This window comes from Pedobacter hiemivivus (assembly GCF_004331685.1).
Classification (GTDB): Bacteria; Bacteroidota; Bacteroidia; order Sphingobacteriales; family Sphingobacteriaceae; genus Pedobacter; species Pedobacter hiemivivus.
In genome coordinates this window covers 14,423-39,623 of the sequence record NZ_SJSM01000002.1, presented here as the reverse complement: position 1 = coordinate 39,623, position 25,201 = coordinate 14,423, and the positions used below count along the sequence as shown (strand labels likewise).

The 25,201-nt window shown below is 37.9% G+C and carries 24 protein-coding genes; 12 read left to right on the top strand and 12 right to left on the bottom strand.

The window, feature by feature from the left end; genetic code table 11:
- Nucleotides 1–27: 27 nt before the first annotated feature.
- Nucleotides 28–1,926, bottom strand: a complete 1,899-nt coding sequence (gene acs, locus EZ444_RS03405; protein ID WP_131607316.1) for an acetate--CoA ligase — start codon at nucleotides 1,924–1,926, stop codon at nucleotides 28–30.
- A 175-nt stretch (nucleotides 1,927–2,101) separates the two neighbouring features.
- Here acs and EZ444_RS03400 point away from each other — a divergent pair, with 175 nt between their 5' ends.
- The 3 genes from EZ444_RS03400 (at nucleotide 2,102) to EZ444_RS03390 (ending at nucleotide 4,004) form a co-directional block, all read left to right on the top strand.
- Nucleotides 2,102–3,058 carry a helix-turn-helix transcriptional regulator gene (locus tag EZ444_RS03400; protein ID WP_225874618.1) on the top strand — a complete coding sequence of 319 codons (957 nt, stop codon included), beginning with the start codon at nucleotides 2,102–2,104 and terminating at the stop codon, nucleotides 3,056–3,058.
- Nucleotides 3,059–3,160: 102 nt separating this feature from the next.
- Entirely contained in the window at nucleotides 3,161–3,616 is a 456-nt protein-coding gene (locus EZ444_RS03395; protein WP_131607314.1) for a MauE/DoxX family redox-associated membrane protein, read from the top strand.
- A gap of 79 nt (nucleotides 3,617–3,695) precedes the next feature.
- Nucleotides 3,696–4,004, top strand: a complete 309-nt coding sequence (locus EZ444_RS03390; protein ID WP_131607312.1) for a hypothetical protein — start codon at nucleotides 3,696–3,698, stop codon at nucleotides 4,002–4,004.
- A gap of 42 nt (nucleotides 4,005–4,046) precedes the next feature.
- Here the strand turns inward: EZ444_RS03390 and EZ444_RS03385 are convergent, their stop codons facing one another.
- The 3 genes from EZ444_RS03385 to EZ444_RS03375 are packed head-to-tail and all read right to left on the bottom strand — an operon-like array spanning nucleotide 4,047 to nucleotide 10,006.
- Nucleotides 4,047–5,420, bottom strand: coding sequence for a RagB/SusD family nutrient uptake outer membrane protein (locus EZ444_RS03385; RefSeq protein WP_131607310.1), 1,374 nt, complete (start codon nucleotides 5,418–5,420; stop codon nucleotides 4,047–4,049).
- A gap of 9 nt (nucleotides 5,421–5,429) precedes the next feature.
- Nucleotides 5,430–8,720: a SusC/RagA family TonB-linked outer membrane protein gene (locus EZ444_RS03380; RefSeq protein ID WP_131607308.1), complete on the bottom strand. Its 3,291-nt coding sequence runs from the start codon at nucleotides 8,718–8,720 to the stop codon at nucleotides 5,430–5,432.
- A complete protein-coding gene (locus tag EZ444_RS03375; RefSeq protein WP_131607306.1) occupies nucleotides 8,720–10,006 on the bottom strand; it encodes a FecR domain-containing protein in 1,287 nt (428 codons plus the stop codon). The genes EZ444_RS03380 and EZ444_RS03375 overlap by 1 nt, the downstream gene beginning before the upstream one ends.
- A 417-nt stretch (nucleotides 10,007–10,423) precedes the next feature.
- On the opposite strand from EZ444_RS03375, the gene rpmB reads away from it, so the two are divergent.
- The 7 genes from rpmB to EZ444_RS03340 all read left to right on the top strand — a co-directional run bounded on the left by rpmB (nucleotide 10,424) and on the right by EZ444_RS03340 (nucleotide 16,214).
- Nucleotides 10,424–10,657 (top strand): 50S ribosomal protein L28, encoded by a 234-nt coding sequence (gene rpmB / locus EZ444_RS03370; protein ID WP_084289430.1) that lies wholly within the window; start codon nucleotides 10,424–10,426, stop codon nucleotides 10,655–10,657.
- Between the two features lie 41 nt (nucleotides 10,658–10,698).
- Entirely contained in the window at nucleotides 10,699–10,881 is a 183-nt protein-coding gene (gene rpmG, locus EZ444_RS03365) for a 50S ribosomal protein L33 (RefSeq protein ID WP_015809322.1), read from the top strand.
- A gap of 40 nt (nucleotides 10,882–10,921) precedes the next feature.
- Nucleotides 10,922–11,077, top strand: a complete 156-nt coding sequence (locus EZ444_RS03360; protein ID WP_131607304.1) for a DUF4295 domain-containing protein — start codon at nucleotides 10,922–10,924, stop codon at nucleotides 11,075–11,077.
- A 72-nt stretch (nucleotides 11,078–11,149) separates the two neighbouring features.
- Entirely contained in the window at nucleotides 11,150–12,112 is a 963-nt protein-coding gene (gene ftsY / locus EZ444_RS03355; protein ID WP_131607302.1) for a signal recognition particle-docking protein FtsY, read from the top strand.
- Nucleotides 12,113–12,155: 43 nt separating this feature from the next.
- The gene (gene rimO / locus EZ444_RS03350) at nucleotides 12,156–13,490 is read left to right on the top strand and encodes a 30S ribosomal protein S12 methylthiotransferase RimO (protein ID WP_131607300.1); all 1,335 of its coding nucleotides are present in this window, start codon (nucleotides 12,156–12,158) and stop codon (nucleotides 13,488–13,490) included.
- A 46-nt stretch (nucleotides 13,491–13,536) separates the two neighbouring features.
- Complete coding sequence (gene bshC, locus EZ444_RS03345) at nucleotides 13,537–15,123, top strand: bacillithiol biosynthesis cysteine-adding enzyme BshC (protein WP_131607297.1); 1,587 nt, start codon at nucleotides 13,537–13,539, stop codon at nucleotides 15,121–15,123.
- A 5-nt stretch (nucleotides 15,124–15,128) separates the two neighbouring features.
- Complete coding sequence (locus tag EZ444_RS03340) at nucleotides 15,129–16,214, top strand: Ldh family oxidoreductase (protein WP_131607295.1); 1,086 nt, start codon at nucleotides 15,129–15,131, stop codon at nucleotides 16,212–16,214.
- On the opposite strand, the gene lepB is transcribed toward EZ444_RS03340, so the two are convergent.
- Genes lepB through EZ444_RS03315 form a run of 5 tightly spaced genes read right to left on the bottom strand, consistent with a single transcriptional unit; the run spans nucleotide 16,211 to nucleotide 20,542 of the window.
- Entirely contained in the window at nucleotides 16,211–17,410 is a 1,200-nt protein-coding gene (lepB, locus tag EZ444_RS03335; RefSeq protein WP_131607293.1) for a signal peptidase I, read from the bottom strand. The genes EZ444_RS03340 and lepB overlap by 4 nt on opposite strands.
- 6 nt (nucleotides 17,411–17,416) lie before the next feature.
- Nucleotides 17,417–18,157: a 4-hydroxy-tetrahydrodipicolinate reductase gene (gene dapB / locus EZ444_RS03330; protein ID WP_131607291.1), complete on the bottom strand. Its 741-nt coding sequence runs from the start codon at nucleotides 18,155–18,157 to the stop codon at nucleotides 17,417–17,419.
- A gap of 27 nt (nucleotides 18,158–18,184) precedes the next feature.
- Entirely contained in the window at nucleotides 18,185–18,805 is a 621-nt protein-coding gene (locus EZ444_RS03325; protein ID WP_131607289.1) for a DUF5683 domain-containing protein, read from the bottom strand.
- Nucleotides 18,805–19,728, bottom strand: coding sequence for a ParB/RepB/Spo0J family partition protein (locus EZ444_RS03320; RefSeq protein WP_131607287.1), 924 nt, complete (start codon nucleotides 19,726–19,728; stop codon nucleotides 18,805–18,807). Before EZ444_RS03320 ends, EZ444_RS03325 begins: the two co-directional genes overlap by 1 nt.
- A 10-nt stretch (nucleotides 19,729–19,738) precedes the next feature.
- The gene (locus EZ444_RS03315) at nucleotides 19,739–20,542 is read right to left on the bottom strand and encodes a ParA family protein (RefSeq protein WP_131607285.1); all 804 of its coding nucleotides are present in this window, start codon (nucleotides 20,540–20,542) and stop codon (nucleotides 19,739–19,741) included.
- Between the two features lie 182 nt (nucleotides 20,543–20,724).
- Here EZ444_RS03315 and EZ444_RS03310 point away from each other — a divergent pair, with 182 nt between their 5' ends.
- Nucleotides 20,725–21,246 (top strand): NADPH-dependent FMN reductase, encoded by a 522-nt coding sequence (locus EZ444_RS03310; protein ID WP_131607283.1) that lies wholly within the window; start codon nucleotides 20,725–20,727, stop codon nucleotides 21,244–21,246.
- Here EZ444_RS03310 and EZ444_RS03305 read toward each other — a convergent pair.
- Nucleotides 21,233–21,691, bottom strand: a complete 459-nt coding sequence (locus EZ444_RS03305) for a hypothetical protein (protein ID WP_131607281.1) — start codon at nucleotides 21,689–21,691, stop codon at nucleotides 21,233–21,235. The two genes, EZ444_RS03310 and EZ444_RS03305, sit on opposite strands and share 14 nt — an antisense overlap.
- A 54-nt stretch (nucleotides 21,692–21,745) precedes the next feature.
- On the opposite strand from EZ444_RS03305, the gene EZ444_RS03300 reads away from it, so the two are divergent.
- Nucleotides 21,746–23,368, top strand: a complete 1,623-nt coding sequence (locus EZ444_RS03300) for an ABC transporter substrate-binding protein (RefSeq protein WP_317130108.1) — start codon at nucleotides 21,746–21,748, stop codon at nucleotides 23,366–23,368.
- 72 nt (nucleotides 23,369–23,440) lie between these two features.
- Here EZ444_RS03300 and EZ444_RS03295 read toward each other — a convergent pair whose 3' ends face one another.
- Both EZ444_RS03295 and EZ444_RS03290 read right to left on the bottom strand, forming a co-directional pair.
- Complete coding sequence (locus EZ444_RS03295) at nucleotides 23,441–24,748, bottom strand: hypothetical protein (protein WP_131607277.1); 1,308 nt, start codon at nucleotides 24,746–24,748, stop codon at nucleotides 23,441–23,443.
- Between the two features lie 80 nt (nucleotides 24,749–24,828).
- Nucleotides 24,829–25,200 carry a hypothetical protein gene (locus tag EZ444_RS03290; protein ID WP_131607275.1) on the bottom strand — a complete coding sequence of 124 codons (372 nt, stop codon included), beginning with the start codon at nucleotides 25,198–25,200 and terminating at the stop codon, nucleotides 24,829–24,831.
- Nucleotide 25,201 lies beyond the last annotated feature (1 nt).

Below are 25,201 nucleotides of genomic sequence, written 5' to 3'. Positions count from 1 at the left end.
GATTAGCCATTTCCCTTTTGCTTCATTTTATTTTAATTGCCCTGCTTTTTCAACAATTTCAGTTACTACCGTCGGATCTAGCAGCGTACTTACATCACCTAGATTACTGGTATCACCTTCGGCAATCTTCCTTAAAATACGACGCATAATTTTACCAGAACGAGTTTTTGGCAAGCCTGATACAAATAATATTTTATCCGGTTTGGCAATTGCACCAATAACTCGGGTTACGGTTTGTAAGATATCTTTTTTAGTCAGGTCCTCATCGTTGTGTACATTAGGATTGATCACAAAAGCATAAATCCCTTGTCCTTTAACATCATGTGGATAACCAACTACAGCACTTTCAACCACACCAGCATGCATATTAATTGCATTTTCAACTTCTGCAGTACCAATTCTGTGTCCCGATACATTGATCACATCATCTACCCTACCTGTAATTCTGTAATATCCGTCCTCATCCCTTAAGCAGCCATCACCAGTAAAGTAAAGATCTTTATAAGTAGAGAAATAGGTGAGTTTACAACGCTCATGATCACCATAAGTGGTACGTAACATTCCAGGCCATGGGAATTTAATACACAGGTTACCATTTACACCATTACCTTCGATCTCATTACCTTGTTCATCAACCAAAATTGGTTGTATTCCTGGCAGTGGCAAAGTAGCAAAACTTGGTTTTGTAGGGGTAACGAAAGCAATTGGAGAGATCATAATCCCGCCAGTTTCCGTTTGCCACCAGGTATCTACGATTGGGCATTTACTTTTTCCAATGTTCTCATCAAACCAGTGCCATGCTTCTTCGTTAATAGGCTCACCTACTGATCCTAGAACTCGTAACGAGCTTAAGTCAACGCCGTTAAGCGGTTCCTCTCCAAAGCTCATTAGTGAGCGAATGGCCGTAGGTGCAGTATAAAGAATATTTACTTTGTGTTTCTCTACAACCTGCCACATTCTTGACGCGTCAGGATAAGTTGGAATTCCTTCGAACATCAAGGTCGTAGCACCTTGCGAAAGTGGACCGTAAACGATATAAGAGTGTCCCGTGATCCAACCGATATCAGCCGTACAGAAGAATACTTCATCTGGCTGGTAATTGAATACATTAGAGAAGGTATATCCGGCATAAACCATATAACCACCAATGGTATGTACTACACCTTTAGGTTTTCCTGTTGAGCCCGATGTATATAGAATAAACAACAGATCTTCTGCATCCATTTCTTCAGCCGGGCAATTGGTATCAACCAATTTAATTTCATCTTCCCACCAAACATCTCTGCCTTTCAGCATCGATACAGCCATACGGGTGTGGGTTAAAACGATTACCCTTTCTACTGTTGGACAGCCAATCAGGGCATCATCAATCACCTCTTTTAATTGAATTTGTTTGCTTCCTCTAAACGCGCCATCAGCGGTAATCACCACTTTACATTCGGCATCGTTAATACGATCAGCAATAGATTTGGCAGAAAAACCGCCAAATACTACAGAGTGGACAGCACCGATACGTGCACAAGCCAATACTGCAACTGCGAGTTCAGGAACCATTGGCATATAGATACATACTCTATCGCCCTTTTTTACGCCGTTCTTTTTTAAAACATTACCAAAACGACAAACTTGTTCATGTAAGATCTTATAACTTAAGGTGACGCTCTCTTTTTGTGGATCGTTTGGCTCCCAGATAATGGCCGGTTTATCTCCATTTTCTGCTAAATGTCGGTCCAAACAATTCTCAGTGATATTTAGCTTCGCACCTTCAAACCATTTAATATTAGGTTCAGAAAAATTCCAGGACAAGACTTTATTCCATTTTTTTTTCCACTGAAAATTATTGGCAATCCCTTCCCAAAACTGTTCTGGGTAATCTACACTATACTGATATGTTTTTTGATACTCTTCAAATGATTTAATTTGCATGGTTTAATTGGTTTCGGTACTAAAGTTCAAATATAACTTTATTAAAAAGCTAACAAAACTTTTATAGAATCTTTTACATAGTGTAAATAGTGTAAAAAATAGTAATTATCGTTGCTTTGTCGGACTTTCCTTTACTTTATAGGACATCTTTACCTAGTTTCTAAAAGGGTAGACAATGCAATCACACATCAAACTTCATTTAGCAGGTGGTAGATCGGTAGCTCTAACGCCTGATGCACTTACTCAACTTAGTGCTATGCCTTTACGAATGGCAAAAGCTGAAAAAATCAAAATTAACGAGGGAGATATTATTATTCAATCTCTTAGTCATTACCTGGCCTATGTCGAATTGTTCGAGTATACGCTTACACAAGAGTTCAAAATTGATTTTTCGGTTAATAAACCTGCATTTTTCATGTACGTTAATCTGAGACAAAACTCCTGTTATTTATGTTATCGATCTGAAGGAAAATACAAAGAAACACTCCCTGCGGGAGTTCATCAAATGTTATTGATCACCTTTAGTCCGGAATGGTTAGTCTATAAAAGTGAAAAGCTACCAGAATTAAAATCTTTGATAACATTCTTCAGTAATTCGCAAAGGCAAAACATCACCCTTCCTTCCTTCGGTATCGCTAAAAGTCTATTTAATTTACTAAAAACTACAGACCTGAAAGCTAACCAAGTAAACATGGACACCAACACTTATGTTTTCATCGATAATTGTGTGACCAAATATTACAACAAACTTATCGGTCGAAATACCACCAGTCAATACCACCAGCATAAGGCTGCTGCCATTGCCAACTTTATACAGGAGAACTTTACATCTGAAAAAGCAAGCAGTGCTCCTGAACTTGCAGACCGATTTATGGTATCGGAAAGAAGCCTTGCGCGACTGGCAAAAATAGCTTTCGGAATCCCGCTTCGCGAGCAGGTTATCAAATTGCGAATTGATTTGGCGTTAGAATTGCTTTCAACAACCAATAAACCTATAGGTGAAATAGCCAGATTAAGTGGCTACAAAGAACCACATTATTTTAGTAAGGCCTTTAAAAAACACGTGGATAGCTCTCCAAAGTTCATTAAAAGGCCATACAAAAATATGGCCATGCTGGAAATGCAGGGGTAGATTTTTGCCATCAATTCTCGATTTTTTTTTGGCAAAAATCTCCATTTTTTATAAAAAAAATGTGCTGCACCTTTGGATTATCAACCAATAACAATAATCGATATGCAAATTACATTAAACAAACAACCTGGCTTGCACATATCTGCTAAAACCAGAGAAATCATCGTAGACATTACGGTTTATTTGTTCATTATACTTTTCATGTATACTGCAGCAAGTAAAATACTAACGGTAAAAGCCTTTGCATCCACACTGGCAAAGTCACCTTTAATTGGTAGCTATAATATGATTGTGGCCTATGCGGTTCCAATCATAGAAATTATCATCAGCATCGTCCTGATCTTTCCCTTGGTAAGAAAAGTAGGATTATATGCTTCCCTTTTATTGATGACGGCATTTACAGCTTACCTGTCTTATATGGTTTTATCAGGGAGCAAATTGCCTTGTCATTGCGGAGGAGTAATCAGCACCATGACCTGGCAGCAACATATTTGGTTCAATCTAGGGTTTGTTGCACTGGCAATTATTGGTTTAACCATAAGCAGAAAAAAGAAATAAAGAATTTACGCGCGTGATTCAGGTAAATAAGGTAGCCTGTTAAAATAAATACTTTGGGGACTTACTAAAACAAAAAAAGATGAACAAGATTAAAAAAGCAGCATTTGGTGTTCTTATAGCTGGACTCGCATTTGGATTCAGCGCATTCACCACAATAAAAAAACGTTCCGTTTATTACTACTATCAGATAAACAATCCTTATGGAGCACCTAACAGTCCTAGCGGTTATGCTTATTATTCAGGTGACAGGTGTGAACCAGGAGGTAACCTTTGTTCTTCACAATGGGATATTGGCACCAATACACCTCCCGCTACTGATGGACAATCTCTGCCTTCGACAGGAGTAACCTTTCAAAGTGGTTCAGTCATCAATGGTCATTTTGAGTAAAAATATTAAAGGAGATTGATTGTTCAATCTCCTTTAATATTTTTAACGTTCGTTTTGCTGTATCCCGCCCAACTGGATCTCTTCTTCATCAATCGGAAAAACATATCTTTTATCATTTGGCTGTAGATTATAAGAAATCCCATTCAATACTCTGGTTAAAGTAACCGCAAATCTGGGATCTCGGTTTAGTCTTCGTAAATCGGACCAACGAATTCCTCGGAACACCAACTCTTTTCTCCGTTCTTTTAGGATATACTCCAATACTGTATTAGGGTTTGTACTGATCAAATCCAGATAAATACCGTTCCATCGGCTTCTCCGTAAATGATTCAAGTCCTCTAATGCTAAGCCGGGTTTTCCGTTTCTTGCATTACACTCCGAACGGATTAGATACATTTCATCAGTAGCCAAACCTCCGAAAAGTAGTTTATCCCCATTGTAACTCCCTTTAAAAGTCATCCCATTCGCATTCGTAGTGAAAAAGACAGACCTACGACAATCCCCAATAGCATAGTCATTGTATAATTCTGGTACCACAGTTAGCCTTGTGGTATTAAATATCCCATACGTAAATGTGCTGTGGAAAATCACTTCAGCGTTAAATCTTGCAATTGGAAATAATGCAGCACTATTCAACTTTGTGTAATCCATCAAATCAGATTGAATCTGCAAAGCCAGATCAGCGTATACTCCGGCTTGTTCATAGTTTTCCATAGCCAGATAAGTCCTTGCGAGTAAAGCGTACGCAGCTTCTTTAGAGGGCCGAGTTTTGTACTGAGGCCTAATTCCTAGCAGATTAGCCGCTTCTTTTAAATCAGCAATGATCCGATCATAAGTTTGTTGAAGATTGCTCCGTTTCACTTTTATATTTACATCATACTCCAGCCTTAAAGGCAACCCTAGATCCGCATTTGCAGTACTAGAATTATATACTACACAGTATTCCTGAGCCAAATTAAAGAAATCAAAAGCACGAAAAAACAGTGCTCCTCCCTTTACATTGTTCCAATCCTGCTGCTCAGTCATTCCTGGCCTTACTTTTTCAATTCCTTCTAGAATTACATTCGTATTTAAAACCCGTTGATAAGCAGATGACCAGTCTAAGCTTTGTTCTCCATTATAAAATCCTGCTGTTGGAGCCCAGATATAAGCTGATTTTTCCTGTACATTAAAAAGAGACTGCCACCCCAAAAAAGAAATATAGAAATCACCCGCGCCTATTTCGCTTAAACCACTCGCTTGATTGATATTAAAAACTTGAGAGGTATTATCAAGTAAAGCCTGAAAATCTTTTATACTATTTGGAACGACTAATGATTTGTCTGGTTTGGCTTCCAACCAGGTCTTACCACAGGATTGAAAGAGTAGTACTAGCACTATTGAAAATATATAATTCAAATTCTCTTTTCTCATCATAATCTCCCTTTAAAAACTGACTTTAATCCCTAGTGAAAAATTCATAGGCACAGGATGTGCTAAACGGTCATTTGTCCCCGGAACAAGATCTGGATCCAAGCCAAAATCATTTGCCTTCCAAATGACCCCCATGTTATTCGCATACAAATAAAGTTGCATTTGTTTTACCGGAATACTTTTCCAATTCGAATCATCCAGATCAAAACTTAGGCTGATATCTTGCAAACGGACATGGTCACCCTTGGCAATAGTTGAAGAAGAATTCAGATAAAATATGTCCCTAAAGCTGCCTTCCGTGTAATTCGCTTGGGATGGCACATTCGTAAACAGTTCATCACCAGACTTTTGCCAGCGCCTTTCAAAATCCTTTTTCAAGCCCTTGTCTAATCCTAAATGATACATACTGTAATAATTTACAGAGGGCTTTCTAAAATAATAGCCTAGCTTATAACTGATACTAAAAGCAAACGTAAATTTACGAAAGGAGATTGTATTATTCAACCCTCCAAATACAGTAGGACGGGCAGCTCCATTATACTCGAGGTCATCCACTGTAGTTTCGGTCAATATCCGATTATAATCCTTACTAATCTGATCTTTTAAATAGCCACGTGGATCACCATTCAAAGGGTCCAATCCTGCAGATCTGTAACTGTAAATACCATAAACAGGTTTCCCAAGTAATGGTTTTGCGAGATTATTATCAAAATAAGAGGCCCCGGTAGTCTCAATCACATCATACAAAGTTACCCAATCATGCACTGTTGAAAACAATGCATTCGTTTGCCATTTAACAATACCATTTAAATTCTGAGAAGTCAATAAAATATCTATACCTCTAGCCTTCATTTCAGAATAATTCCCGCGTAGCACCTTTATCCCTGTACTAGCAGAAAAAGCCTTGTCACCAAGCATATCAGTCCCCCTCTTAAAAAAATAATCTACCTTACCCGAAACAACATTATCCTTAAACCCAAAATCAAGCCCAAGGTTCGCTATACCTATTTTTTCCCAGCGAAGCTCAGGGTTGCCTATGTTTACTATGCTAGCAAATGGCAAATTCGTATATACTGCATTTGCAATGTTATTTCTAATAGTAGTTATCCCTGTATTGCTCTTATCGAGATTTCCATTAATACCATAAGAGGCTCTTAATTTTAATACGGGTAACCAATTCATCTTGTAAAAAGCTTCCCTATCCAAATGCCATAAAGCACCTGCAGACCACAATGGTACGTTCTTCTGATTGGTTTTGACTCCAAAATAATTTGACCCGTCCATTCTCATACTAGCCGATACCACATACTTTTGGTCATAAATATAGACGGCATTGGCAAATAACGATCGAATTCGATCCAATCTCCCGAAAAGATCGCCGCCAGTATTTATTTTACCATTTCCTGAAGGGTTTAGATTAAAAACAGTCACCGCATCAATTGGAACAGAACTTCCTGTGCGCTTATCATAACCATAGTTAATAGATGTGTTTGCTTGTGTATCAAATTCAGAAAGTTCATACCCAGCAATTGCATAAATGGCATGTTTTTGCCAATCTTTTTCATAATTTAATTGAGCCCTGAAATTTTTTGACACGGCTTTCCGCATTGTTTGATACTGAATTGCACCTAGAGGTATGTTATAGCCACTGACCTGCCCGGCTTGCAAAATCGCATATTGATTGATCGAGCTTCTTGTTAAGTGCCTTTCCAGCCCACTTGTAAGTTGTGAATTATTTTTTATATGCTGGTAAAGATACTTAACCTCAGCTTTTAACCCCGGAAGAAATGTATAATTTAAACCGCCATTTAAGCGCAAATCATTACCCAACACAGTTGTCGAAGGTAATCCTAATTCATCCAGAGGAACATAAGACCAATCCAAAAAACCTTTAGCCATAGCTTGTGCATTGAAACCCCCACTATATGCACTTTCAAATACTGTGGCATTACCATTGCCGTCCTTGAATTGATAATAAGGTGTAAAGTTTGGACTTGAAGTCCCCGCAATTGTACTATCCATTTTCCCACTAGTTCTTACATAATACAATCCTGCATTCAACTCCAAGTTTTTCAACAGCTTTACAGAATGTTGGGTATTTACTGTAATCCTATTGTTTTCATTATTCACAAGACTAGCAAGTGACCTATCATAACCTGCAGAAAGATAATGACTGGATACGTCAGTCCCTTTACTCATATTCAGATAATATTGCTGTGAAATAGGGTTTCGGTAGAAATATTTAAGCTCCTCATTCCGAATGTCATTTCCTCGCAAGGCATCAAGTTGTTGCTCGGTTACCGTTGCAGATTGCCCTTTCTTTTGTCTATCTAAAATCTTCACAACAGGAGAAACAACGGGAAAATTAACCTGATCTAGCAATGCGGCATCATATTTCCCATTGTTAAACAAGAAGGTTTCTACATCAATAAAATCTTTAGAAGACAAGTAATTTGGATTGTAAAAAACATCCGGCTTACCAGAAACCGTCAAATTAGAATTAAAAGAGAGCTTCAAAGGTTGCTTGTATTTTCCGCTTTTCGTGGTAATCACAATCACTCCATTACCAGCCCGAACTCCCCATATAGAAGCCGATGCCGCATCTTTTAATACTGAAATGTTAGCTACATCATTTGGATTGATGGAATTAAAATCGCCGTTAAAAGGGAAATTATCTAAAATAATTAATGGTTGATCATTCGCATAAATTGTACTTCTACCCCGAATAGAGATATCCAAATTCCCAGAAGTACTATTTAAAGTATTTTTATTAAACAACAGTCCACTGGTAATCCCTTCCAATCTGCTAAAAATATCAGGACTAACTCTGCGATTTAGCTGAGCGCTATCTACCATCGCAAAACTCCCGGTAACACGTTCTTTTGGTATCCGCTGATAACCGGTGCTTATAATTTCCACCCCAGGCAAATTAAACTCCTTTTTCTCCTCAGTAGCTACAGGTTTATTATCGATCTTCGGTTTTACCGTTTCAATAGGGTTGGCAACAACCAATTGATCCTTTACGACAATCATTTTATCAACCATGGAATAGGTAAAGTGCAACTTGGCAGCGATCTGATCGATTGCTGTTTTAAGCTCCACATTCCTAAAATCAGCATCTATCTGTTGATTTACATTGAATCCTTTTTCATTCCAGACTACACTAGCCCCCGTTTGTTTTCTTATTTCCTTAAAAAAACGCGACAAGGATACATTTTTCTGCACATAATTTAACTTTTGCGCACGTACAGCTATCCCTAGTAGCATCAATATGAAAACAATTACTCCCTTTTTTAAAAGCATTATTCTAATACAGTAACTCTTCTGCCTTCAACTTTAAATCTTACATTTCCGGTCATCTCCAGCATTTGTAATACCTGAGCTAATTTATAAGACCTTACTATGGTACCCCCAATAAGCTCTGCACCGACCTCTTTGTTCTGGAAAATAACTTCTACATCATACCAGCGGGTAACCATTCGCATAATACTCTCCAGCGATGTATTCCTAAATATAAATTCGCCATTTTTCCATGCGATCGCCTCTTCAGCATCTACATGTCTAACACTTATTTTATCGTTTGTCAAAGTCGCTTGCTCATTAGGTCTAAGTAACACAGATTCTCCCAAATCTAATTCACCTTTTACACCACCCATAAAGTCGAGTGTTGAAGGATCCAGACTTGCTGCCAACATATTGTCTGTCGATGATTTCCTAATGCGTACACTTCCTTCAAGCAAAGTGGTCTGCACCGTTTTTTCGTTACTATAAGCATTTACATTAAAGTGCGTCCCCAAAACTTCTATTTCCTGACCATTGCTTACCACTATAAATGGAACCCGGATAGCGGATTGCTTATTACCCGATGGACGTGTAACCTTAGAAATTTCAAAATAAGCCTCTCCATTTAACTCCACTTTGCGCTGAGTCGCGCCTGCAAAAGTTGAAGGAAACTTTAAACTACTGGCGGCATTAAGCCATACTTTACTCCCATCAGGCAATATCATCTGATAATTACCTCCCCTTGGAATATTCAGTATCATCTGTTGGCTTTTACTAACCAAACCTGCTGATCCGGCAACTTTACCTCCATCAATATACTGTAACTCATTACCTATTACAGCAACTCCAGTTTCAGTGTCATTTAAGGTAATGTTATCCCCATTTAACAAAGTCAACAGTATTTTTTTTGTACCAGGGATTGCCGCATTATTTTCAACAGGAGGAATTGAATTAACCGGTGTAAAAAACAACCTGTTTAGGCCTAGTAAAACGAATACAACTGCAGCTACCGAACTTAATCCTATCATAAATTGTTTAACTCCTGTACTCCGCAAGGGTCTTTGCTCATTTTCACTACGTAATCTCTTTATGGTAACCAGTGCAGTTCCAAGTTCAAAACTCATCTTATGGGCATCAATATTCCCCATTTTTCCGTTATACCTTAAAAAAGCGCGTAGTTCCTTGTATGTAATCCTCCCTATAAAATTGCCATTATCATACACTGGAAGGTTATCAACCTTCCCATTTTGCATGATGGATAATGCTTCGGCAACCAATTGCCTGGTATATAATTTGATCTGATCCAAGTTTAGAATACGTTAAATTAAAATCCTTCCTCCCACCTAACTCCAAAAGTACCGAATTTTACGATTTAATCATAAATTACTAGCTATAATATTATTACAATTCAATTTGATTATCAAGGTTTTAAAAGAGCAACTTCAAGAAGACCATAAAAAGGAAGAAAAACAAATAAAAAAATAGAGCCATTTCAGGGCTCCCTCTAAGATAAATTTGGCACTATGAAAACCCAGGCCACCCTTTCAACCATCTTAAAAGCTAAAAGAATGCTGCTTTAGAAGAAAATGATGATTTTATCTCCCAACCCCTTGGAAATAAATTAAAAATATTTCGGACTCCTCTTGACGAATACAAATATTTTATTGATATTTGCACACTCTTAAAAAAATTAAGAAAATATATTTAACACTATAAATAAAGGCATGTCTAGAGTTTGTGATTTAACCGGAAAAATGGCAATGACAGGTTTTAATGTTTCTCACTCAAACGTTAAAACTAAGCGTAAGTTTTATCCCAACTTACAACTTCAGAAATTTTATATTCCTGAAGAAGATCGTTGGATAACACTGAAAGTATCTACTTCAGCAATCAAAACCATCAACAAAATTGGTATTACTGAAGCGATCAGTCGTTTCGTGAAAAAAGGGTATTTGTAAATAACATTGGTTGATGTGAATCAACCTTAATAGTATATAAAATGGCAAAAAAAGGTAACAGAGTACAAGTTATTCTAGAGTGTACAGAGCATAAGACTAGCGGCATGCCTGGTATGTCTAGATATATCTCTACTAAAAACCGTAAAAACACTACTGAGCGTTTAGAATTGAAAAAATTCAACCCGGTATTGAGAAAAGTAACGGTTCACAAAGAAATTAAGTAATATCAATTTAGTTTATTAACTAGATACAATCCATTAAATCATGGCAAAAAAGGTAGTTGCTACCCTTAAAACGGGTAAAGGAAAAGAATATTCGAAAGTTATTACAATGACTAAATCTGACAAAGGATCTTATTCTTTCAAAGAAGTTATTGTTCACAACGATCACGTTCAAGATGCTATTGCATCTAAAAAATAATTTTAATATTTTATAATATTAGAGCCGTCCCTTTTTACCGGGAGGGCTTTTTTTGTTTTATTATACATTCGTATGGGGTTATTTGATTTTTTCAAGAAAAAGGAAACTGAACCTGAAGCCCAAGTGGCTCTGGATAAGGGATTAGAAAAAACTAAAGAAGGCTTTTTTAGTAAAATCACTAAAGCTGTTGCTGGTAAATCTACCATAGATGATGATGTGCTCGACAACCTGGAGGAAGTATTGGTTACTTCTGATGTTGGGGTAAATACAACATTAAAAATCATCGACCGTATACAGCAACGTGTAACTAAAGACAAATACTTATCTACTACTGAACTGAATCACCTATTGCGTGACGAGATTCAGTTACTATTGGCAGAAAACAACAGCAACGACTTTAGACAGTTTGAATATGGCCAGCACAAGCCTTACGTAATTATGGTTGTAGGCGTAAATGGTGTAGGAAAAACTACTACTATTGGAAAACTGGCACATAAACTAAAAGCCGAAAACCTTAAGGTTGTTTTAGGTGCAGCTGATACTTTTAGAGCTGCTGCTGTAGAGCAAATTAAACTTTGGGGTGAACGCGTTGGTGTACGCGTAGTTGCGCAGGCAATGGGTTCAGACCCTGCGTCTGTTGCTTATGATACGCTACAATCAGCCGTAGCTAACGGAGAAGATGTAGTTATTATTGATACTGCCGGCCGACTACACAACAAAATCGGTTTGATGAACGAGTTGGGCAAAATTAAAAGTGTGATGGAAAAAGTAATCCCTTCTGCCCCACACGAAATATTGCTGGTACTAGATGGCTCTACAGGACAAAATGCCTTTGAGCAATGCAAACAGTTTACTGAAGCTACGGACGTAAATGCATTGGCCATCACTAAACTTGATGGTACGGCAAAAGGCGGTGTGGTAATTGGCATTTCAGACCAGTTTAAAATCCCCGTAAAATATATAGGCGTAGGCGAAAGCATGAACGACCTTCAATTATTTGATAAAAAAGCATTTGTTGACAGCTTATTTAAATAAAAAGCGACAACATTAAAATTACAAGAATACCCAATATTACAACATGAATACAAAAAACACTTCCAAAATAATCCCCGTTAAAAAACCAAAAATCAATGTCATCACTTTAGGCTGTTCTAAAAACACCTACGACTCTGAAGTTTTAATGGGACAACTGCGCGGCAATAGCATGGATGTGGTTCATGAAGCTAATAAAATGGGTAAAGACGATATTGTTGTCATCAATACTTGTGGCTTTATCGACAATGCAAAACAAGAATCCATCGATACCATCTTGCAATACAGTCAGCTAAAAGAGGAAGGTAAAGTAGGAAAGGTCTTTGTAACTGGATGCTTGTCGGAACGTTACAAACCAGAATTAGAATCCGAGATTACCAATGTAGACGCCTTCTTTGGAACCAATGATCTAAATAATTTATTGCACTCTCTAGGGGCAAACTATAAACACGAACTGATTGGAGAGCGTTTATTGACTACCCCTTCTCATTTCGCCTACTTTAAAATCGCAGAAGGCTGTAACCGTCCCTGCTCTTTTTGTGCCATTCCATTAATGCGCGGAAAACATGTTTCCCGCGATATGCAGGAACTGGTAAATGAGGCTAAAATATTAGCAGCAGGCGGAACTAAAGAATTAATACTGATTGCACAGGATCTGACCTATTATGGTTTAGATATTTATGGCAAACGTAATCTAGATGAATTACTGCGTAGACTATCAGATGTAAACGGTATTGAATGGATCAGACTTCAATACGCCTACCCTTCTGGTTTCCCAATGGAAATTTTAGATGCCATGAATGAACGCGAGAACATTTGCAAATACCTGGATATGCCTTTACAGCACATCACAGACAATATGCTAAAATCAATGCGTCGTGGTATCACCAAACAAAAAACCATTGATATTGTAAACCAGATCAGAGATAAAGTACCGGGTATCGCTATGCGTACTACTTTAATCTGCGGTTATCCAGGTGAAACTGAACAGGATTTCGAAGAGATGATGAACTGGGTTGAAGAAACTCGTTTCGACAGACTAGGCTGCTTTACTTACTCGCACGAAGAGAAAACCCATGCACATGATCTTGTAGATGATGTACCTGCTGAAGTAAAACAAGAACGTGTAGATGCTATTATGGAATTGCAACAGGGAATATCTTTTGACATTAACCAAGAGAAAATTGGCAAAACCTATAAAGTTTTGGTAGACAGAAAAGAAGGAGACTTCTTCATTGGTCGTACCGAATTTGACTCACCAGAAGTTGACAATGAGGTCCTAATTGATGCCAGTACAGGTTATGCCGCAAATGGTAGCTTTGTACAGGTAAAAATAGACCGCGCTGAAGACTTTGATCTATATGGACAGATTGTAAAATAAAAGCCGCAAATTAAGAATTATGGTTTATTAACTTAAATTCGTAGCAATGCAGGCTAAATACATACCATACCAGGAAACGAATGCTTTCTCTGCAATTGTACTGGATTACATCAGCGGAAAAGATCAGTTAAAGTCTTTCTATAAATATACCCCGGATTTTAATGGCTTCGCTGAAGCCATTAAAAATCGTAATTATAATGCGGATAGATCCGTATTGGTGGATACGCTGAAAAAGCAATACGCGTCTGTTAAAACAACGCCAATGGTCACTGAGCATATCAAACGATTGGGAGATAGCCGCACCTTTACCATCACTACTGGCCATCAGCTGAATATTTTTACCGGTCCACTTTATTTTATTTATAAAATAGTGACCGCTATAAATCTGGCCAGAGAATTAAAGCAAGAATTTCCAGACTATAATTTTGTCCCTGTCTATTGGATGGCTACAGAAGATCATGATTTTGAGGAAATCAATCATGTGAAAATTGAGGACAAAATGCTGACCTGGAATAAGCAGGCTGCCGGAGCTACCGGTAGGCTAAATACTAAAGATATTATTGAAACCCTTACTGCTTATAAAGGTTATTTAGGCATTGGCACAAAAGGACTCATGTTATCCCGATTGGTCGAAGCTGCTTACACCAATAATGCAAAACTAAGTGATGCCACACGCGAATTAGTAGATGCCCTATTTGGTGAGTATGGATTGGTTTGCGTTGATGCAGATGATCCTCAACTAAAAAAACAATTCGCTGCAATTATATACCAGGACATTACTGAACAAAATAGCTTCAAGTTTATTTCCGACAGCAATTCAAAACTGGAAGAACTTGGTCATAAGCCACAGGTAAACCCTAGAGAGATCAACTTCTTCTACATGACAGATCAATTACGGGAACGTATTGTGGAAGAAGATGGCCGCTACAATGTAATGCATACTGATATCAGCTTTAATAAAGAAGAGCTTGAAACTGAAATCAGTAATTTCCCTGAAAGATTTAGCCCGAATGTGGTTATGCGCCCGGTATACCAGGAGGTGATTTTACCCAATCTAGCTTATATAGGCGGAGGTGCTGAGCTGACTTACTGGCTACAGTTAAAGTCGAACTTTGAGCATTATAAAGTTGATTTCCCGATCGTATTATTACGCAATTCGGCAATGGTAATTGATAGCAGAAGTGAAGAAAGAATGCAGATCCTTGGTATCAGTTATAAAAACCTGTTTGCCAAAACTGAAAGTATAAAAAATGAATGGGTACGCTCGCATGTCAACCTGCAGCTCTCTTTAAATGATGAAGAACGTGCAATCAGCGCCGTTTTTGATCAGATTAAGCTAAATGCTTATAAGATTGACAAAACGCTTTCTCAATCGGCTGATGCAGCAAAAACAAGAGCACTTAAACTCATTTCAAGTTTAGAGAAAAAAATGCTAAGAGCCGAAAAGCGTAAGCATAAAACCTCCCTTGCTCAAATCGAGAGCTTAAAGGACAAACTTTTCCCAACAGGAGTACTACAAGAAAGGGTGTTAAATATTGCACCAATGTATGTAATATATGGTGACGAGTTTATTGATTCTTTGGTTGCCTATTTTAAACCGTTAGACCACCAGTTTACCGTATTATTTGCCTAATTACCATGAAATTTTACACTTTTACCGAAAATAACCTGCGTCGTTTTACCGAAAATGTCTTTTTAACTATGGGATGTCCGGAAGTCGATGCAAAGCTTGCCGCAGATGTTTTATTACGCTCAGATTTAAGAGGTATTGACTCTCATGGAGTAGCTCGTTTAAGCGGCTATGTGAGACTCTGGGAGAAGAAACGAATCAATGCTACTCCTATGGTAAAGGTAGTCCACGAAACCGCTACGACAGCTACTGTAGACGGTGACGGAGGACTAGGTTTAGTGGTCGCTCCTTTTGCCATGAAAATTGCAATAGAGAAGGCAAAAACCTATGGTAGTGGCTGGGTTGCAGTAAAAAACTCCAATCATTTTGGAATAGCAGGTTACCATGCACTAATGGCCGTTGAGCAAGATATGATAGGAATCAGCATGACCAATGCAAGTCCATTGGTAGCACCTACGTATGCCAATGAAAGGTTATTAGGCACCAATCCGATGTGTTATGCTTTCCCTGCTGGCAAATATCCACCGGTAGTGGTAGATATGGCAACCGCTGCCGCAGCAAACGGTAAGTTGGAAATTGCGCAAAGAGCTAATCAGCCTATCCCTGAAGGATGGGTACAAGATAAGGAAGGACAAACATCTATAAACCCACATCAGCTAAAAGAAGGCGGTTCATTATTGCCCTTGGGAAGCGATAAAGACCACGGGAGCCACAAAGGTTATGGATTAGGTGCTACAGTTGACATTCTATCAGCTGTGCTCTCTGGTGCTAATTACGGACCATGGGTCCCTCCTTTTGTTGCTTTCCTGGAGCCACCAACAGATCCTGTAGGCGAAGGTATCGGTCATTTCTTTGGTGCAATGCGCGTTGACGGTTTCCGTCCGGCACAAGACTTTAAAGACCATCTTGACAACTGGATCACACGTTTTAAAAGTGCTAAAACCATCGATCCTGAAAAGAAAGTAATCATTCCCGGAGAACCCGAGTATGCCTTTGAAAATGAGCGCAAAAAAAACGGCATCCCTTTAATAGATGCCGTTGTGAATGATTTGAATGAGCTAGCCCTTAAATTAGGAATAGCTGGTTTATCTTAATGAATGCCTCTTAACAATCTACTCCATCTGATTTTGCTGAAGAACGAACCATTGGTATCGTAACTCATCCATATAAACAATGCTTTTCCTACGATATGATCCTCAGGAACAAAACCCCAATAACGAGAATCTGCAGATCTGTGTCTGTTATCACCCATCATCCAGTAGTAATTCATTTTAAAGGTATAGCTATCTGCAGCTTTACCATTTATCAGCCAACCAGTAGCTGATTTTTCCAGCTTATTGCCTTCATAAATACGAATGCTTCTTTCATAAAGTGGCATAGTAACACTGTCTAATTTAACCGTCCATCCTTTTTTAGGAATAATGATAGGCCCAAAGTTATCTACATTCCAATCTCTATTACGGTCAAACGGGAAAATATCACCTTCACGCTCATGAGGAGGGGCAGTAAATACTTTTACAGATTGCACGAAGTCCAATTTTTTCACATCGGCCATCATCTCCGCAGTTCCATTAAATGTATATACATTAGGCGTCATGGTGCTTCTGATATCATCCGAAATGTTAAATCCTAAATCTTCAAAAACTGAAGGATTCACATCTGGAGTTTTAAATACCACCTCATAGCTAATCTCACCAGTATTTTTTAATGGTTCAGCTTTTCCATTAACACTTACCAACCCATTGGCCATGCTTATGGTATCACCTGCTATAGCAATACAACGTTTGATATAATTTTCTCTTTTATCAACAGGTCTGCTTACAATGGTATAGCGACTATTAATTGCTGCCCATCCTTCAGATCTTACCATCTGGTAATAATCAACATCCTGCTGCTCCAGCGCTACAGTATCACCTTGTGGATAGTTAAAAACCACAACATCATTTCTTTTAATATCTGATAAACCTGGTAATCTGTGAAACTTCCATTGTACACCATCCCAATAAGCTTTAGTACCAGTTATTGGCATTGTATGGTGGGCAAAAGGGAATGCAATTGGAGTCATAGGTACCCTTGCTCCATAATTAACTTTACTAACAAATAAAAAGTCGCCAACCAGCAAAGACCTTTCCATAGAGGCAGTCGGTATCGTATAAGCCTCGATAAAGAACACCCTGATGATAGTCGCAGCAACCACCGCAAAAACGATAGCATCTACCCATTCACGGGTTTTTGTTTTTTTCTTCTTTGGCTTATCGTCTTTACTTTTTTGCCAGAATTTCCAACTCATATATTGTTATTTAAAATTAAATATATCGGCTATATTATAAAAGCCCTGTTTATTTTGTAACCACTCTGCCGCCACTACTGCTCCAAGCGCAAAGCCGGAACGGTTATGGGCAGTATGTTTTAATTCAATTTCATCTACTTCCGAACTGTACAGCACAGTATGGGTACCCGGCACATTTTCAATTCTGTGGGATTCAATCAACAGCTGATTTTTCTTAACCACATCATCAAATGGAGTACCTACCTCTTCATTTACCCACTCAGATTTGCGGTCCATCTGCTCAATGATATCTTCAGCAAGTGTCATTGCTGTACCACTTGGAGAATCTAATTTCTGTGTATGATGAATTTCCTCTACCTGAACTTCGTAAGCAGGATAATCATTCATCAGCTTTGCCATCACTTTACTGATATGAAAAAACAAATTCACCCCTATACTAAAGTTTGACCCGTAAAGTAAGGTATTGTTACGACTCAAACATTCATTTTTCACTTCCTGCAATTCACCATACCATCCTGTAGTACCAACCACTACTGGTAAATTGGCATCAAAACAAGCATGAATGTTGCTGAGTGCAGCAGCAGGAGCACTAAAGTCTATAGCTACATCAGCCTTTGACAAGTTAGCAGTAGTTAAATCTTCCGTGTTGTCAATACTGATCTTCAGGACAATCTCATGGCCTCTTTCTAAAGCAAACCTTTCAATGATTTGCCCCATTTTTCCGTAACCAAGTAAAGCTATTTTCATTTAGTTTATATTTCTTTTTTATTCTACTTAAAAGGTAATTGCGATTTTCATTCCCGGCGCAAAGCTATTGAAGCCATACATCTGATTTGAGTTCATCAAATCGGGCCTAATTTTTATACGCGCTACATCGCCTACGTCAAAATTAGCCAAACGTGCATCAATGTAAGCTTCTACAATATTCAATAAGTATAAGCCTACATAAGAGAAAATGATCACTTGCTTGTTTCTTCGATAAGTGTCCTTTGCTAAAATTAAGCGATCGGTTGGAGAATTTGCATAAGGACTTCCTTCTGGAGATTTATCTCCATGTGTAGCCCGATACTCCAATTCATCAGCAAATATGTTGTATTGCTTAGTATTATCCATATAGGAAATCGTAAGCAAAGTTGCACCGGTATAAATACCTGCAACTTTTAGACCTCTGTAAATGTTAAGTCCGTTTCGGATTTGCCCCAAACCTGGCAACATAGCCGATCGGATAGCGGCTCTTCGTCCGGCAATTTTACCCACATTTACATAAGGTTTTACGGTATCAGTTGTTGTAACTTCCAACGTGGCGCTATCCTTCTTACTGGTCAGTTTTTGTTGGGCTCTTGCAGCAAAAGCAGCAAAAAACAAGAAGACCGATAACAGCAAAATTTTATGCATTACCAATCTAATAACTCTAGGATCCTGTTTAAATCGTCATCAGACATGAATGGAATCTCAATAGCGCCTTTACCATTATCCCCTACTTTAAGCTTCACTTTGGTCGCAAATTTAGAGGCCAGGTCCTTCTGTAATTTTTGATATTCAAAAGGCACTGCTTTGGATTTCAGCTGAAACTTAGGTTTCACCTCAACACTGTTGATGCTTCTAACCAATTCTTCCACTTTCCTAACAGAAAGGCCTTTATCAATAATTTCCTGATGGATAAAAAGTTGTTTTTCTTCAGAATCTACATTGATCAGCGCACGCGCATGACCCATAGATATTTTCTGATCACGAATAGAAATCTGAATAACCGGAGGTAATTTCAGCAAACGCAGATAATTGGTTACCGTAGTCCGGTTTTTACCTACACGCTCACCAAGCTGCTCCTGTTTTAAGTTACATTCATCCAGCATACGCTGAAAACTAAGTGCTACCTCAATAGCATTCAGGTTTTCACGTTGTATGTTTTCAATAAGCGCCATTTCCAGCATCTGCTGATCATTGGCACTACGCACGTAAGCAGGAATCTGGGTAAGTCCAGCAAGCTTACAAGCTCTTAACCTACGTTCTCCAGATATAAGTTGATATTGATTTTCGCCTTGTTTTCTAACCGTAATCGGCTGAATAAGCCCCTGCACCCGAATAGATTCGGCCAACTCGTTTAAAGCCACCTGATCAAATTCGGTACGCGGCTGGTACGGATTGGTCTCTATAGCACTGATATTGATCAGTCCGATACTATTGTTGTTTTGGTGGCTTTCCTGCCTGGTTTCACTAACCGGGTTAACCTCGCTTTTAGGCGGATTAACGGAATCGCTATCATCCAAAAGCGCACTTAATCCTCTGCCTAAACCTGTTTTTCGCTGAAAAGATGTCATTAAAAAATAATTATATAGTTGCCGTATTTACATCCTGCACTTCCTTAACCAATCCGTTTTTACGGACGATCTCACGTGCCAGGTTCAGATAATTGATAGCTCCTTTACAGTTTGCATCGTGCATAATTACAGATACACCATAACTTGGGGCCTCACTTAAGCGGGTATTTCTTTGAATGATCGTTTCAAAAACAAGCTCTTGAAAGTGCGTTTTTACTTCTTCAACCACCTGGTTCGATAAACGCAAACGCACATCATACATTGTCAACAAAATACCTTCAATTTCCAATTCAGGATTTAAACGATTTTGTACAATTTTAATTGTGTTTAGCAATTTACCTAAACCTTCCAATGCAAAATATTCACATTGAACAGGGATAATTACAGAATCCGCTGCTGTAAGTGCATTGATGGTAATTAAACCTAGCGAGGGAGAACAATCAACGATAATAAAATCGTACTGATCTCTGATCTTCTCCATAACAGCTTTCATTTTATACTCCCTGTTATTGAGGTTGATCATCTCGATCTCGGCACCAACCAGGTCGATATGCGCTGGCAACAGATCCAAATTTGGCGTTTCTGTTTTTTGTATCGCATCCATCGGTTCTATATCATTGATGATACATTCGTAGATGCTATTTTTGATATTTCTTGGATCAAAACCAATACCGGAGGTAGAGTTGGCCTGAGGGTCTGCGTCGACCAATAAAGTCCTGTATTCCAGTACGGCTAAACTTGCTGCTAAGTTTATAGATGAAGTCGTTTTACCTACACCACCTTTTTGATTTGCCAATGCAATAATTTTACTCATTTATCTTTTTAATAATTACCAATTATTTACTTAAGGCTTAATTTACATTGAAGTAAATCTATAAAAAATGCTATTTTTGTATTGTTTTAGGCATATTTTAACGATTAGCTAAGATACAAACTAAATGGCAAAACTAGCATTAATGCAGCAAGTGTTTTACACATCTTATTAACAATTTTCGCATGATAACCATCATATCAGGAACAAACAGACCTGCAAGTAATACACTAAAAATCGCAAAATATTACCAGAAAACATTAGCAGAAAAAGGATTACAAACTAACCTGTTTAACCTGGAGGATCTTCCCGAAACACTCATAGCCTCTGACCTTTACGGAAAAAGGAGTCCAGAATTTGAGCCCATTCAACAAATGATTGCCGCAACCAGTAAGTTTCTTTTTATCATCCCCGAATACAATGGCAGCTTCCCTGGCGTACTAAAAGCATTTATTGATGCCTGCAATTTCCCTGAAAGTTTTTACGATAAAAAAGCCGCTCTGGTAGGCGTATCTTCAGGAAAATACGGAAACATTAGAGGAATAGATCACTTTGGAGGAGTTTGTAGCTACCTACACCTTCATGTGCTCCCATTAAGGATCCACATTTCTGCGATTAAGATCGAACTAGACGAAAATGGCGATCTGTTTAAAGAAGATACCTTAAAATTTACAGGTCAGCAAATGGATAAATTTATTGCGTTTTAAAGCTCAACCAATCAATCCCTTCATTTCCAAAAACAAAGAATCCAGGATAAAGCATTTCGGCGATATCCTCAAGAGCAGTAACCAGATCTTCAGCATCATCCATCTCTAAATCCTGTCCATTCATTAAATAGACTCGATTGTATTCAACAGCAGGCCAGCTATTATCCAATAATGGCGGAACAAGGCCCATCAGCTCCAGCATAGTGGTCCCTTTTTCCATATAAATAACCACTTTAGCTGTGTTGATGAAATCCTGATACATACCACCCGCAGCTAAAATCACTTCCTCTAAACCATAATTTAACTGGTTATTTGTATCCAGACAAGCAACCGGAACCTTATCCATAAACTTTATTTTATGCTGGATTAAATCTACGCGTTCCTGAAGCTGCTCGCGCAAGGCTTCATCTTTAACCTTATTTATAACCGCATTTAAAAAAGACATATCGATATATTTATTACTTTGTGCAAAATTACTATTCCTGAACCGATGTGCCGTATGATAAACAATATTTTTTATACCTTGCTGATTTTAACACTGCTGTCCTGTAAGCAAAAATCAGCCGATACGGATAAAAAGGTGTTTAATATGAACCTTGACCAAAATGTCACGTCGCTCGACCCCGCGTTTGCCCGCAATCAAAACGCCACCTGGATGATCAATCAAATCTTTAATGGATTGGTACAGGTAGACAGCACATTAACTCCACTACCTTGCATTGCAAAAACCTGGAAAATTTCCGAAGATCACTTAACCTACACCTTCAACCTACGCAATGATGTTTACTTCCACGACGACCCTATTTTCCTTAATGGAAAAGGCCGGAAGGTAATAGCCACAGATTTTATATACAGTTTTTACCGACTTATAGATCCGAAGGTAGCCTCATCTGGAGGATGGATTTTTAGCGATAAAGTAAAAGACCAAAATAGCTTCATCGCACTAAATGACAGCACTTTTCAGGTAAAGCTCGTCAAGCCCTTTCCTGCTTTCATCAATCTGTTAACCACACAGTATTGCGCTGTTGTACCCTGGGAAATTGTAGAACATTACGGCAAAGATTTCAGAAGCCACCCAATAGGCACAGGTCCTTTTAAATTTAAATACTGGAAAGAAGACGAAATACTAGTCATGTTAAAAAATGAACGCTATTGGGAAAAAGAAGGCAACCAACAACTTCCCTATCTCGATGCTGTAAAAGTTACCTTTATTAGCGATAAGCAAAGTGCTTTCATGAATTTCATAAAAAAAGAGCTTGACTTTTTTGACAAGGTAGATGGCAGCTACCGCGATGATATCCTGACTAAAAGCGGCAAAATGACGAGCAAATATAAAGGCAAATTTCAATTAAGAAAAGGACCTTACTTATGTACAGAATATGTAGGTATTTTGGTAGATACCTCAAAAGCAATTGCAAAAAACTCCCCTCTAAAATTTAAAAAAGTAAGGCAGGCGATCAATTATGCAATTGACAAACCTAAGCTGATTAAATATTTAAGAAATAGCATTGGTATGCCCGCTACATCTGGTTTTATCCCACATGGAATGCCCGGTTTCGACAGCACAGCCGTTAAAGGCTATCATTATAATCCGCAGCGAGCAGCAGAATTACTTGCAGAAGCAGGCTTCCCTGATGGAAAAGGTATGCCCCAAATTACCTTAAGCACTTCTACAACTTACAAAGACCTAATTGAGTTTATTCAAGGCGAATTGGGCGCCATTGGCATTCGTGTAAAAGTAGACGTGAGTCCTAGCGCCAGCTTAAGAGACCTCATCTCTAAAAATGAAGTCAACTTTTTCAGAGGATCATGGATAGCCGATTACCCGGACGGAGAGAATTATCTGGCGATGTTTTATTCCAAAAACAAAGTACCCAATGGCCCCAACTACACGGGGTATTTTAACGATGATTTTGACCGACTGTTTGAAGAAAGCTATTATGTAAGTAATAACGAAAAGCGATACTTGTTATACCAGAAAATGGATAGGATGATTGTCGAATATGCAAACATAGTCCCTATTCTTTATGATCAGTCATTAGTCATGACACAGAATAACATCAGCGGATATTCGCTTAATGCAATAAACCTGATGATATTGAAAACGGTAAAAAAACAATAACCGGTTAAAGCCCCAATTGGGGGCTTTAACCGGTTATTTTCAATAGAATATTCAACTAGATTGCTCATTAATTTAATAAACTGCAAATCCCACCTTATCAACTTTTCCTCCAACAATTAGATAATATTTACCCAAAGCATAATTGTCGATAAAGTAATATGCGTCAATCAATACATTTTGAAACTGTGCATCAGAATAATATTTTCCATCAGAAGTATTATAAAAAATAGGTGTATCCAACGGTTCATTTTCTGGGTTATACTGTGTTAAACTAGTCAGGTAATAGGCATAAAAAGGCAATGGTGTTGGGAGTAACAGAGAGATATTAGTCCCAGCACCACTGCCCTGATCTTCAATAAAAGTAAACGGCTCTATATCAATATTAGTACTTACATCTGGAACACATCCAGACAAGCAAAACGATGCTGGCTGGCATTTTCTACAAATCACATCGTGGATATAACATAATGCATTCCAGTAATAACATGGCCCATTATAATTACCACAGCAACCATGCGAACTTCCACGTGGCCACCAGCTAAAACTAGAAGTAGGATGTTCATTTCTATAATCATCTAATTCTGCCAAAAGATCTCTAAGTGTAAATATTGATCCGTTCATATTCTCTAATACCTCTTGAAAAACATAGAGTCCTTTATCATCAATAGTCATTGAAATAAGATCTTGCGAAATCACGGCTTCCAATTGGGCCTTGTTTACAATAATGTCTTCATTAAGTACAAATGAAGACATTCCGAGATTATATCCCTCATAAACATCTTGATTAAATGGTGGATAAGTAGGAATATCAGGTTCATCATCTACGTTACTCACCCTTTCACGCGATCGAAATCCCTTCTGTTTCAAATTTTGGGATAATCCTAGTTTACTACTAAGTATTCTTCTCACAAAAGATAATCCAATAGATAAACCCTCAATTCTTGGGTCGCTCATTTCCTTTGGCGTCAGAGATTTTGCATTTTCATAAATCATTGACCTTAAAGATTTACAAATTGTTCTTACTTCAGACACAGGCAGGTTGTTATATTCAGGGTTTTGTGATCTATTGGAAAGAATTTCATAAATGTCCTTTTCAAAAATTGCTTTGCGTAAATCAATTTCAAAAGATTCATCTATTTCTTTTACATTATTAGAGATTTTATAAATCTGAATATTAAAATTCAATATACTATCCCCCACACTCGAACTGTAATTAATTTTGTGATTATCGGTGGTATATGTTTTTTTAGAAGAGGTATCTAAAAAATTATTGGTTTGGTTTTTTTTGCACGCATACATGCTAATCATTGTAATAAATACAAGAGAAATTGCAAAAAAGAAACTTTTGCTTTTAAGGCCTGAGACATCAACTTTTTTCATTAGTAATTTATTAAGATATAATTTTTGTTTAACAATCATTTTTAAAGAGTAAAAACAATATGACTTTTTAAAATCTTTAATTATTGAATCATCACTCCATAAAAGAAGGATGAAGGTGTAGTTTGATTTAGGAATCCACCAACAGTTGCTCCTGAAGGGGCTCCGGCAACTATGTAGACGATTTTAAAATTAGAACCGTCAAAATAATCTGTTAATGCCACCACATAAGACCTAATAACATTGGCATTTCCAACAGGTGCCATAGCGAGCGTAAACTTCGCAATTCCCGCGGCATCCAGTACCATATTATAAGTAAAATCAGCAGTGAGGAAACTAGTTTGATTATTTGGATTTCTATACCTGACTTGGAATGTCATTGTACCATTAGCATTAATTAACAAGGTAATGTACTCGATATAACGTCCAGCATTTTGATAGGTACCTATTATCAAC